Annotated in this window: 8 protein-coding genes; 1 reads left to right on the forward strand and 7 read right to left on the reverse strand. The window is 73.1% G+C overall.

Annotated features, from left to right (window positions below):
- The first annotated feature begins 1 nt into the window (after window position 1).
- Entirely contained in the window at window positions 2-5002 is a 5001-nt protein-coding gene (locus D7V93_RS05280) for a hypothetical protein (RefSeq protein WP_244237121.1), read from the forward strand.
- 27 nt (window positions 5003-5029) lie between these two features.
- Here D7V93_RS05280 and D7V93_RS05285 read toward each other — a convergent pair whose 3' ends face one another.
- The 7 genes from D7V93_RS05285 to D7V93_RS05315 all read right to left on the reverse strand — a co-directional run bounded on the left by D7V93_RS05285 (window position 5030) and on the right by D7V93_RS05315 (window position 11743).
- The gene (locus D7V93_RS05285; RefSeq protein ID WP_120642316.1) at window positions 5030-5653 is read right to left on the reverse strand and encodes a hypothetical protein; all 624 of its coding nucleotides are present in this window, start codon (window positions 5651-5653) and stop codon (window positions 5030-5032) included.
- Window positions 5654-5791: 138 nt separating this feature from the next.
- Window positions 5792-7468, reverse strand: a complete 1677-nt coding sequence (locus D7V93_RS05290) for an amidase (protein ID WP_120642317.1) — start codon at window positions 7466-7468, stop codon at window positions 5792-5794.
- A gap of 10 nt (window positions 7469-7478) precedes the next feature.
- Entirely contained in the window at window positions 7479-8495 is a 1017-nt protein-coding gene (locus D7V93_RS05295; protein ID WP_120642318.1) for a M12 family metallopeptidase, read from the reverse strand.
- A 110-nt stretch (window positions 8496-8605) separates the two neighbouring features.
- Window positions 8606-9004 (reverse strand): cupin domain-containing protein, encoded by a 399-nt coding sequence (locus D7V93_RS05300; RefSeq protein ID WP_120642319.1) that lies wholly within the window; start codon window positions 9002-9004, stop codon window positions 8606-8608.
- Between the two features lie 140 nt (window positions 9005-9144).
- Entirely contained in the window at window positions 9145-10191 is a 1047-nt protein-coding gene (locus D7V93_RS05305) for a hypothetical protein (RefSeq protein ID WP_120642320.1), read from the reverse strand.
- Window positions 10192-10287: 96 nt separating this feature from the next.
- The gene (locus D7V93_RS05310; RefSeq protein WP_120642321.1) at window positions 10288-11181 is read right to left on the reverse strand and encodes a CheR family methyltransferase; all 894 of its coding nucleotides are present in this window, start codon (window positions 11179-11181) and stop codon (window positions 10288-10290) included.
- A gap of 4 nt (window positions 11182-11185) precedes the next feature.
- Window positions 11186-11743, reverse strand: a complete 558-nt coding sequence (locus D7V93_RS05315) for a chemotaxis protein CheW (protein WP_120642322.1) — start codon at window positions 11741-11743, stop codon at window positions 11186-11188.
- Window positions 11744-11899: the final 156 nt, after the last annotated feature.

Genomic DNA, 11899 nt, shown 5'->3' on the forward strand with positions numbered 1-11899 from the left:
CGTGCCCGCCACGGGACGGCACCTCGATGATTTCGCGCAGGCGCTGGTGCGCCGTCGCATCGAGCGCTGGCGCTTCGACGGGTTGCTGGATCGCGCCACGGCGGACCGGCTCGAGGCGTCACTCCAGGCTCCGGCGGAAGCCGCCGCGCCCGGGCCCGAGTCCTTCGCCGTCCCCGTGGCCGCGAGCCTGGCGGAGCCCCCCGCCGACCCTGCGGTTCGCGTGGAGGCCTGGGCGGAGGGCGTCGCCGCGTCGCTTCGTCGCGCGGGAGGGTGGCGTCCGGGCTGGGGGGCCGCGCTCGCGCACTCGATGGAGGAGACCGCGAAGGCGGAGCGGGAGCAGGCGGAGCGGCGGCGGGCGGCGGCGCGTGCCGGCGCTCGGGACGACGAAGGCGACTCCCACGAGGATGACCTGCGCTCGGCGATGGGCTCGGGAGGAGCGCTGTTCACGCGGGGGAATACCGGAGCGCTGGGGGGCGGACTGGAGGCCGTGGTCGCGCTCGATGAGATCGAAGGCGCGCCCCGCCTCCACGAGTACATCTGGTGGTTCCTCGGCGCGGTGCTCGTGCTGGGCGGCTCGCTCATGGGAGTCCGCGAGGCGTGGCGGGCGCTCGGCGGCGTGCCCCGGCAGTTGCTCGTCTCCGGCGCGCTCCTGGGCTACCACGCGGCCTTCATCGGGCTGGGGGCGTTCCTGTCGCGGCGCTCGCTGTCGGCCGGGCGGGTCCTCGCGGGCATCGGGCTGGCCCTGCTGCCGGTGGTGTTCATCGCGCTGTCGGCGCTGGTGGCGTTGACGCCGACCGTGGGCTTCCCCGTCGCGCTCGGGGTCGCGGCCCTCGCCCTCCTTCCGCTGAGGACCGCGGGGCGGCTGTTGCATGGGACGTCCGCCGGGTCACTTGCCATGGCGCTGTTCCCCTCGCTCCTGGCGGGATTGCCGTTGATGGGGTGGGACGAAGCGCCCTGGCCGCGCGCGCTGTGCGCATCCGCGGGCGTGGTGGCGCTCGGTGCCACGGTGTGGCGTGCGCGGGTGGCGGCTCCGGGCAAGGCGCTGTTCGTCAGCGCGGGCGCCGCGCTCTACGGCGCGCTCTGGCTGGCGGTCTTCTGCGTGGCGAGCGGGCCCTCCAGCTTCGATGCGCTGGAGCCGGGCAGCCCCCTCTTCGCGGGCCTCACGCTCTGGGCGCTGGCGCTCGGCGCGGTGGTGGCATGGGCCGCGTCCACGGACGCCGTCCGCGAGGCGTACCCGCGCGCGGGCCCGGTGTTCGAGACGCTGGCGCACGCGGTGGTGGCGAGTGCCGCGCTCGCGGGCGCGCTCGGCGCGTTCTCCGTCTCGCCGGGGGACGATGGCCAGGTGGACGTGGCGTCCGCGTGCGCGCCCGTGATGGCCGCGTGGGTCTTCTTCGCGCTGGAGCCGCGACGCCGGGCGCTGGTGCACACGGGCGTCATGGCCGCGTTGCTCTCGGGGGCGCTGTTCGCGCGCATCCTGGCTCCCGCGGAGCCGGCGTGGTGGTGCTTCGGCGTCGCCGCGGTGTGCGCCGGCTTGCTGCTCATGGCCCGGGTGAATCCGGCCCAGGGCCTGCGCAACCGGATGCTGGCATGGAGCGTCGTCGGCTCCCTGGCGACGATGCCCGCTGTCTCGATGGTGTCCTGGGGTTGGGGAGCAGGTGGCTTCTGGCCGAACGCGCTGACAGGGCTGATCATCGCGGTCGCGGCCCACGTCGCGGGGGGCTGGAACTGGCGGGGCCTCCACTACCTGGGCGGAGTCGCCGCCATCTTCGGAGCACTCGCGGTCGTCGCGGGGACACCGGAGCTTGCCTCGAACACGGCGAGCCTCACCGTCTTCGCGCTCGCGGCGGGACTCTACGGGCTCGCCGGGCTCGTGCAGGACGCGTGGCTGCGGCGCACGGGCCAAAGCGACCTGCTCATGCCCCTGGAGGACCTCTCGCTGGGCATGGCCGCGCTCGGGGTGGTGCTGGCCCTGGGCGTGACGCCCACCCTGCCGGACGCGCTCGCGTCGTTCGCGGGGACCCATGGAGCCCTGCTCGTCTGCGTGCCCACGGCGCTGGCCACGGCGGTGCTGCTGGTGCGCCTGCGCAGGGAGGGCAGCCGGCTCGTGGGCTTCCTCGTCGCCACGGGGCTCGCGCTCACGGTGACGCGCGGCATGGGCACGGTCTCCGACTTCACCTCGACGCGAGCCGCCCTCGTGGCCGCGTCGCTGGGACTCGGCTTCGCGCTCCTCGCGGCGCTGCGCGGTCGCGGCCCCGCCGCAGGGGCAGCGCCTTCTCCGAAGGGTCGGCGGCTGCTGGGCGGCATCCCCCTGCCGTTCGGCGCGCGAGGGCGGCCCCTGCTCACGGATGGCTTCGCGGCCGCGGCGCTCGTGCAGGCCGTCTTCGCGACCGCCACGCTCGCGCAGTGGATCCCCGTGCCCGTCAGCGACGAGCGGCCGCACTTCCTGCTCGCGGGGGCGCTGCTCACGGCGCTGGCGCTCCTGGCGTTCGTGTCGCGCGGCTTCGTGGCGTATCAGCTGCGCGGCTCGGTGGTGACACTCGCCGCGGGCGGAGGGTTCATCGCGCTCACCGCGATCATCAACCGCGCGGGCCGACCGCTTCCGCCCGACGTGGTGGGCTTGCGCCTTCCGCTCATCGGCATCGCGCTCTGGGCCCTGGCGCTGGCGACGCGGCGCTTCGGCCCGTGGCTCGGCCAGTTCCTGGAGAGGCCACGGCACGGGCCGCTCTACCACGCGGTGCCGCATCTGGGCGTGGCCGCGCTGGCCGTGGTCCTCGTGCGCTCCGCCGTGCGCGTCGGGCTGCCGGATCCATCCCGTGCGCTCGGCGTGGTGCCTCCGCTCCTGGTGCTGGGCTCGGCGCTGCTCTGGCTGTTGCTCGCGGCCTCCTTCCGCTCGCGTCCCCTCATCCACCTGGGCCTCGTGCTGGGGCTGCCCGGCGCCGCGCTCTGGGGCGCGCAGCAGTCCCTGCTCGGGGCTCCGTTGGCCACGCTGCTGCCCCCCGACGGGCAATGGGTGCGCGCCACGGCGGTGGAGGCCCTGGGTGAGTCCCTCCACTGGCTCCAGCCCGAGGCGTGGCTTGCGCCCGGGGACACCCTCTTCTTCCTGTGGCAGCGGGCCTTCGTGGGCATCGCCGCCGCGGGGCTCGCCTACGCAGGAGCGGCGATCCTGGTGGCCCGCCTGGAAGCGGGGCGCGCCTTGCTCCGCCGCCTCTTCTCCCTGGGCGACGAGTACGCCCACCTGCCCTTCCTCCGGGCCCTGCGCCGCTGGTCCTTCATGGCCGTGATGCTCGTGGCGGCGGCGGCGTTCTTCCAGCCCGGGCTCACCGCCGCGGGGCTCGCCTTCGCCACGGGGGCCGCGCTGTTCATCGGAGGGACTCGCGGACCGGGGCGAGCCGCCCTGGGCGTCAGCCTCCTCCTGCTCGTCCATGCGGAGGCGCACCGCGAGGCCTTCTTCGCCACGTGGCCGGGCCCGGTGCTCGCGCTGGTGGCGCTGGCGGTGGTGGCGCTCAGCCCGTGGGTCGCGCGGCGACGGGGGCTCGACGCGGGCCCCACGCGGGTCCGCGCTCACCTGGCCGTGGTGCCCTACGCCCTGGCGGCCATGGCCTACGCGCTGGCCGTGACGGGTGGGACGTCGCCGACGATGGCCGTCCCCGTCCTCCTCTGGCGGATGCTCCAGGGCCTGGGTGGCACGTGGATGGTCTCCCCCGCCTTCCCGCTGACGCTCGCGCTCATCGCCGCGACGCTGCTGGTGGCGGCGTTCCAGTGGCGGGGGGCCTTCGCCGGGTTCGTCGCGGGACTCGGAACGGTGGTGATGGGCAGCGCCGTCGTCTCCGCGCTGATGGTGTCCTTCGTCATCCGCGCGCTCCAGTTGGCGCAGTGGCCGGACTACGCGAGCCTCTTCACCTCACAGGGAGCGGCGCTGGCCCTGGCCGCCGCGGGGAGTGCCCTGGCGCTGCACGTCGCCCATCGCGTGACGTCACGGCGACGAAGCGACGTGGCGGGCGGAGTCGGCTGGGGGCGCGACCTGTGGCTCGTGGCCACCGGCGTGCTGCTCGCCGTCCTCGCCGTGGGGGGCCGGGCGACGGAGGAGGCGCTGCCGCTGGCCCTCGCGTCCATCGGGCTGTCCGTCGGGGTGGCCCTGCACTGCGCTTGGCGCGAGCACACGGGCCGGCACGTGTACTTCGTGCAGGTGGCGGTGGTGGGCGTCTACGCGCTGGTGCGCGGCCTGTACGCGCAGGGCCTGCGCCCCGAGCATGACGCCCTCTTCGCGCTGTCGCTGGGCTTCGTGCTGGTGGGCGTGACGGTGCTGGCGCGCAGGGCGGGCGTGCGGCCCGTGGAGCAGGCGACGCGGCGGTTCGCGGCGCTGCTGCCCATTGGCATCGCGCTCGTCCTCCCCGGGGACGCGACGGGCGAGGCCGCCCTGCTCGCGGGCGGGTCGGGCCTGCTGTATTCGGCGCTGGGCGCGGTGGAGCGCAGCCGGATGTTCGGCGCGTTCGCGGCGGGCGCCTGCAACCTGGCGCTGCTCATCGCCGCGCTCGCGTTCGGGCTGGAGGGGCTGGAGGTGTACCTGGCGCCGCTGGGCCTGCTGCTCCTGATGCTGGGGCAGCTCTTCACGTCCAGCCTGCCGCACGCCGCCCGCAACGCGGTGCGCATCCTCGGAGGGCTGCTCCTGTACGTGCCCGCGGCGGCGAAACTGGCGCTGCGGATGGGCGAGTCGGCGGACGGGACGTATGCGCTCGTCTTCGGCGCGGTCTGCCTGCTCGGCGTGGGGGTGGGGATGGCGTTGCAGATCCGCGCCTACCTGGCGCTGGGGACGCTGTTCCTCACCCTGGACGTGGTGGCCAACCTGCTCGACGCGGGGCTGAGGGACCACCGCATCGGGTTCCTGGTGATGACACTCACCGGGCTCACCATCGTGGGCGGCCGGGTGTTGGCCACCCTCAAGCGGGAGGAGTGGGAGCTGTTGACCCGGCGCGTGCGCATGCAGCTGCGCGGCTGGGATTGAGGCTGCGCACCGGGTCCGGGCAGACGGCTATTGCACGCTGGGCGCGCGGAACACCGCGCCGTCGCGTCCCTCCAGCACGAGGCTTGCCTCGTCCGAGCGGCCCACACGCAGGGCCGCCCGCGTCTGGCCGCGCCGATCCACCAGGACCAGCCCGGGTGAGCCGTTCTCGTCCGCGCCGAGGATGGCGCGGGGCAGCCCGTTCGCATCCGCCAGCTCCAGCCGCGACGAGCCGTCCACCTGGAGGCCGACCGCGAACAGGTCCACGCCACCGGCGTTGGACAGCGTCAGGCGCGGGGCCTCGTCCGAGAACACGATGAGCTCCGCCAGCGACTCACCGCCCGCGGTGGAGAAGCGCAGCCGGGGCGAGTCGTCCTCGCCCATGCCCAAGAGCGCCCGCGGCCGGCCCTCGCTGTCGCGCAGCACCAGGGACGCGCCTCCTGTCTTGTTCGTGTCCAGCGTGGCCCGCGTGCGGCCCTGCGCATCCTTGAGCACCAGCCGGGAGACGATCAGCTCTCCTGCGGTCGTCGGTGGGTCACGCAGGGCCGCCGCGCCCAGGCCCAGTCCCGCCACGACGAGCGCGGCGAAGGTAAGGCCCTGCAACCGTCGGTAGCGGGCATCCAGCCGCTCCAAGCGCGTGTCGAGTGAATCCATGCCGGGGTTGCCTCCTGTCCACGCCACCCTTGGCGGGACGGAGCCGAAGCTAACAAATGCAAGCCCCTCACGGGCGCAAGAGGCCGGTGCGCGCCAGCAGATGTTCCCTACCGCATGCGCCAGAGCGTGCTCGCCCCGTCAGGGCAGGACATTCACGTGCAGGGCCGGCGTGCGGCGCTCCGTCGCGCGCTCCACCACCCGGCCCAGGCGCAGCAGCAGGTGCTCCTCATACGGCCGCCCCGTGAGGTGCACGCCCACCGGCAGGCCCGCGCGGTCGAAGCCCGCGGGCACCGAGAGGGCGGGGCAGCCCGTGAGGTTCGCCAGGCGGATGAAGCGCATCAGCACGTCCACCATGGGCAGGTTCGACTCTCCGGCGGGGAGCGTCGCCTCGGGAATCGGCGGGGCGGTGCTGGCCGTCGTCGGAGAGACGATGACATCCACGTCCGCCATGAGGGCCAGCAGCTCCCGGGTCAGCCGGTGCCGGTGCCGCAGCGCGTGGACGAAGTCCGTCGCCCGGAAGTGACGCCCCAGCGCCAGGTTGGTGCGCGAGTCGAGGCCGAACACCGACGCGCGCGCCTTCACCTGCGGCAGCATCGCCTCCGTCATCTCACTCAGGATGATGCAGCTGTGCGTCCAGAGGATGGTGTTGAGGTCGGGCGGTGGAAGCTCCACCACCGTGGCCCCCGCGTCGGTGAGGGCCCGCACCGCCTCCCGGCACCGGGCCACCACGTCGGAGTCCGCGTCCTCGAAGTGGGGCGTGCAGAGGCCCAGGCGGACGCCCTTCAACGCGCCGTCTTCATAGCCGGACAGGTGGTGCGGCGGTTGCTGCAACGAGGCGACGTCCCGCCCGTCGGAGCCCGCGACCAGCGCATACACCGCCGCGACGTCGTCGACGGTGAGCCCCATGGGGCCGACGTGCGCCACGTTCCAGCACAGCGGCGGCACGCCCGTCTCCGGGATGCGGCCCCAGGTCGCCTTGAGGCCCACGACACCGCAGAGCGCGGCGGGGATCCGGATGGAGCCGCCCCCGTCCGCGCCAATGCTCACCGGGCACAGGCCCGCCGCCACGACGGCCCCCGAGCCGCTGGAGCTGCCGCCGGTGAGGTGGCCCCGGTTCCACGGGTTGCGCGCGGCGCCGTGGTGCGGGTTCAGCCCAATGGGGTTGATGCCAATCTCCTGCATGTTCGCCTTGCCCAGGATGACCGCGCCCGCGGCCTTCAGGCGCGCGGCCACGGTAGAGTCGGCCTGGGCCAGCTCGGAGCGGAACGTCGTGCCCAGCGTCGTGGGGAAGCCCGCCAGGTCCAGCTCGTCCTTCAGGACGACGGGCACGCCATCGAGCACGCTCAAGGGCCTGCCGGCGCGCAGCCGCTCCCCTGCTGCTTCCGCGGCCCGCAGCACCTCGTCGGGTTTGCGCGCGATGAAGAGGCCCAGGCGGTCCGCGCCGCTGTCCAGCCGGTCGATGGCCTCATGGATCCGGTGCACCACGGCCACCGGGTCCGTCGCGCCGTCGCGGTAGGCGCGCGCGAAGGCCGCCACCGTCTCGCGCTTCGGCGCCACGGGCGACGCGGCGACGGCGCGCGCGGCCTGCGCCTCCGGTGTCTGGGGTTCGGCCGGAGGCGCGCCGGGCGGCAGGGGGTACTGGAGGGGCGGCGCCTCTCCGGCGGACAGCTCGCGCCAGCTGTCGATGCCGCTGTCCCGCATCAGCTTCTCCACCAACACGGGCCCGACGCCGCCCCGCTCCAGGGTGTTGACGAGGGCCTTGAGGGCCACGCCAGACAGTCGCGGGGCCTTCACCGGAGGGCGTTGGTAGGGCATGCAAGGCAGCCTACATGATGAGCTGCGGATCCTGTGCCGCGCCCCAGTCCTGCGCGTAGGCCTGGGCCATCGTAGGGACGAACTCCTCCTCGCGCTCCACCTTCTCCTTGCGGCCGGCCTTCGTCTCGGCGAAGCCGAACTTGGGGTAGATGAGGCCCGCGAACATCGAGTCCGTCGCGTTGATGTTCACGCCTCCCAGGATGGGCTGCCCGTCGCGGGTGATGGAGGCGGGGAGCTGGTAGCACATGATGGAGGTCTGATCCGGGGGCGTGGCGAAGATGGACATGTCGTCGAGCGGGGTGAGCACCTGCTGGTCGACCGTGGCCTTGTCCCAGCCCTGCGTCGCGAGGAAGTACGCATACGCCTTCTTGGGCTCGATCCGCGCCACCAGCTCCCGCCGCATGTGCTCGTGCGGGAAGCCGAGCGTGTGCCCCGCCTCGTGCCGGATGACGCGGCAGTACTCGGACTCGGGTGTATTCATCGTGAAGGCTTCCAGGTTCATCGTCGGCAGGTGCGTCGGGATGAGCTTGACGTCCGTGCCGAGGTACGACCAGTAGCCGCCGCTGCCACGGGAGATCCGGACGTCACCGGTCCCGCCCGTCTCGACGAAGGAGACGCTGGAGGTCGTGGCCCAGGCGTTCAGGTGCTGGACGATGCGGGCCCGCAGGTTGGCCGGCGTGGACTCCAGGAAGCTGACGGTCAGCCGCCGCGTGGCCGGTCCCCAGTACTTCGACGTCAGGAGCGCGATTCGCAGCGGGTCCAGCGGTAGCTGCACGCCCATCGCGGCAAGAGGCCCTGGCACCGGAGCATTGACCGGGTTGATCTTCCGCGCGACCTCCGCCGCCTTCACCACCAGGCGCTTGGGCAGGACCTTCAGCGTGCACCCGCTGACGCTGGCAGGCTGCGCTTCCACACCCTCCTCTTCGGCGTAGTGCTCGCCCCCTGACGGGCCCTCCTCTTGCGTCACCGAGCTGACCAGCTCCGCGATCTGAAGAAGGACCTCGCGAATCCTGTCTGCATCACTCATGGCATTGCCTCCGTGGGATGGGCCCGTGGCCCCGGGTTCCCCCGTAACCTCCGACACGCGGGTGCCACGTGCATGCGGGTGTGCTCGCTCGTCTTGGCGTGGGCCCGGGCCTACTGCAGGGAAGGCTGCGGCGCCTCGTCCCTGCCCATGCGGGCGCGGGCGTAGTCCTCCGCCCCGGTGAAGTCCACGGCGCGGCAGATCTCGTCGCCCACGACCCAGGCATCGTGGCCCGGAGGAATGAAGGCGACGTCCCCCGGGCCCAGGTCGAACTCCTCGCCATCCCGCATCTGGATGTGCATCCGTCCGGAGAGGATGCAGAGGGTGTGCACCACCTCGCAGGACTCGGTGCCGGCGAGAGGCTTCACGTGTTTCGACCACTGCCAGCCCGGCTCGAAGATGCCCCGGCCGAGGATGAGCTCGCCGACGTTCAAGACATCTGCTTCACCGTGCGAAACAAAGAGCCGGCGCTCGTCCGCCTCGCCGACCTTCTTGATGATTGCGCGCCCCATGGTGCTGTCTCCTTGAGAAAGGGGAGGCCGTGACCAGACGGCCTCGGGTCCACCTCCAATCTGGAGACGAGGGCTCCCTTGCGACTTCGACTCGGCCGACCAGCCAGAGGTGGCTCGTTCCCTGGGCCGGCCCCCCGGCGCTACTCGCGGACGAACCAATCCCAATGCGCTTCGTCCAGGGGGAAGGCCTTGTCCTCCCGGCGACGGGCGAGGACCCCCGCCCGCCACGCCTCCAGCCCACCCGTGAGCGGCCAGGCCCGCGACACGGTGCCCTTCAGGGGGCGCGCGAAGTGGAGCAGCAGCATGTGGTTGACGCGGTCGACGACCGTCGGCGTCGCCCCGGCGCGCAGCTGAAACTCCGCGCTGAACAGCGCGCCCTCTTCGCGCGTGGAGGCCGCGGGAAGAGGCACGGCGACGGACGGCCACAATCCCAGCAGGGGTGGCTCCACGCCCTCCAACAGCGCCGCGTGCAGCCGGTCGTGTCCGTCCAGCACCAGCCACTTCGCCAGGATGTCCACATAGAGCAGCAGCGCGGGGGGCGATGTTCCGTCCCTCGCGCGCTTGCGCCAGCTCTTCACCCGCCCATCGTCGCGGGCGGAGGGTGCGCGGAGCGCGAGCACGGCGCCCGGCCGCTGCGCTGGCAGCGTGTCCCACCAGTCCTCGTTCCAGGCCTGGCTGAACCGCGTCACGGCTTCCAGCGAGTGGGGAGGTTGGGGAGGCTGACCGAAGCCCCACTCCATGGGAGACACAGGGTGGCGCTCGGCCTTGTCGGCGGGAAGGGGCTTTACGGGCCGCAGGCACCACTGCCCGGCATGGAGCACGGACGCGGGTGCCGCCACGAGCGCGCGCGCCAGCGCCCAGGCCCAGGCCTCCCACCATTGCGCGGAGCCCGGAGCCTGCGCCACGGCGCGGACCTCGGGAGCCGTCAGCGGCGGCAGGATGCAGGGGGCCGGCCCCCTGCCCCGCAGGAAGACCGCGCGGTCCCACCACGGATCGATGCGGCTCCAGAGCAGCGGCAGTCCTCCGCTCATCCAGCGAAGCCGGTAGCCAGGGGCTGCCTCCAGGTGCAGGGCCGGGCGCTGGCTCCAGCGGCCTCCGGAGGGCACGTCCAGGAGCAGCCCCGGGCCCGCGGTCGGGAGCCCCCAGCTCTCCGTGGCATCGGCTGTGATGGAAACCCCCGGGTGCATGCGCCGCCCTCCTGACCTCGCGACAGCGCCCTCTTCCCACGGCCCTCGGGGCCCGGTCCAGCGCCTCCATCCCCTTGGACGAACCAGCTCCCGGCGCTACTCGCGGGACGGCGTCGCGGGCCCCGGGCGGGGCGTGTACACGTTGGCGCTCACCGAGCGGGCCGCCGCGGTGATGCCGATGAGGCTCTCCGCGTGCCCGAGGAAGAAGTACCCCGTCGTGGGCAGGCGCTGGAGCAGCCCCTGGATGACCCGCACGCGCGCCTCCGTGCCGAAGTAGATGAGCACATTGCGGCAGAAGATGAGGTCGAACGTCCCTCCAGGCCAGGTGGCCGGGACATGCAGGTTGGCGCGGTCGAAGCGCATCACGGAGCGCAGCTCCGGGCCCGCCGTCATCAACCCCTCCTGACTGCGCACGCCCTTCAGCATGTACTTGCGCAAGAGCAGGGGCGGGATGGTCCGCGCCCGCTCCTGGCTCCAGAGCCCCTGCTCCGCGCGCTGCACGGCCCAGGTGGACAGGTCCGTCGCCACGATCTCCAGATTCCACCCGGAGCCCCGGGGGAACGCCTCCAGGAGCGTCATCGCCAGCGAGTACGGCTCCTCACCCGTGGAGCACCCCGCGCTCCAGACGCGGATGCTCCGGGGGCGCTGGGCCTTGGCCCCCGCGGCGGCCCACTCCGGCAGGATGTGGTCGCGCAGCAGCTCGAAGTGCCGGGGCTCGCGGAAGAAGGACGTCTCGTGGGTGCAGAGGCTGTCGAGCATCCGCACCTTCTCCGCCTCGTTGCCGCGCGTGGTGACATACGCGTGGTACGCGGCGAACGAGCCCAGCCCCAGCTCCCGCAGCCGCCGCGACAGTCGGTTCGCCACCAGCGCGTTCTTGGCCGCGGACAGGTGGATGCCCGTCTCCGTCTCCACCAGGTGCTGGAACAGCATCAGCTCCGCGTGCGACAGCGCGGGAGGCAACGCGTGCGACCACTGCACGGGCCCAGTCATCCCCTCACCCGTTGCCCGGGACTTCCGGCAGCGCGGCCACGGACGCCGGGGGAGGCACGGTGGCCGGGGCCTCGTCGGCGGCGCTCGTCAGCCGCAGCAGCTCCTCCAGGGACAGCAGCCGGTCCAGGTCCAGGAGCAGGATGAACGTGTCGTTGTGCCGGCCCATGCCCCGCAGGAACTCCAGCCGCACGCGGGTGCCGAAGGCGGGGGGCGGCTCGATGTCGTCGCCCCCCAGCTCCAGCACCTCGCGCACGGTGTCCGCGAGCAGCCCCAGCACCGTCTGCTGCCCGTCGAGCGTCACCTCGACGATGACGAAGCAGGACCAGCGGGTGATGGGCCGGGGCGGCAGGCCGAACTTCACCGCCAGGTCCACGACAGGCACCACGCTGCCGCGCAGGTTGATGACGCCCTGAACTGCGACCGGCATCCCCGGCACGCGGGTGACGGGGCGGTACTCGATGATCTCCCGCACCCGCAGGAGGCCCACGGCGTACTCCTCCTCCGCGAGCATGAAGCTCAGGTAGCTGGAACGGGCGCTGGCCGGTTCGATGGGATGGCTCATGGTGCGCTGTCTCCCTAGAACCGCTGGAAGTCCTGGTGGGCCGGAGACTCCGCCGCGCCGTTGCCGTGCCCGTTGAGGTGCCCGTTGCCGTGTCCGTTGAGGTGCCGGGCCACGGGCCCGGACGCGGCGAGCGCCCCCTGCGCCGACATCTGGAGC

The organism is Corallococcus llansteffanensis, assembly GCF_003612055.1.
GTDB classification, from domain to species: domain Bacteria; phylum Myxococcota; class Myxococcia; order Myxococcales; family Myxococcaceae; genus Corallococcus; species Corallococcus llansteffanensis.

Excerpts from the sequence above, each read along its gene's own strand:
- D7V93_RS05310 (WP_120642321.1), bottom strand. The coding sequence starts at position 11,181 with ATGACTGGGCCCGTGCAGTGGTCGCACGCGTTGCCTCCCGCGCTGTCG.
- D7V93_RS05290 (WP_120642317.1), bottom strand. The coding sequence starts at position 7,468 with ATGCCCTACCAACGCCCTCCGGTGAAGGCCCCGCGACTGTCTGGCGTG.
- D7V93_RS05295 (WP_120642318.1), bottom strand. The coding sequence starts at position 8,495 with ATGAGTGATGCAGACAGGATTCGCGAGGTCCTTCTTCAGATCGCGGAG.
- D7V93_RS05285 (WP_120642316.1), bottom strand. The coding sequence starts at position 5,653 with ATGGATTCACTCGACACGCGCTTGGAGCGGCTGGATGCCCGCTACCGA.
- D7V93_RS05305 (WP_120642320.1), bottom strand. The coding sequence starts at position 10,191 with ATGCACCCGGGGGTTTCCATCACAGCCGATGCCACGGAGAGCTGGGGG.
- D7V93_RS05300 (WP_120642319.1), bottom strand. The coding sequence starts at position 9,004 with ATGGGGCGCGCAATCATCAAGAAGGTCGGCGAGGCGGACGAGCGCCGG.
- D7V93_RS05315 (WP_120642322.1), bottom strand. The coding sequence starts at position 11,743 with ATGAGCCATCCCATCGAACCGGCCAGCGCCCGTTCCAGCTACCTGAGC.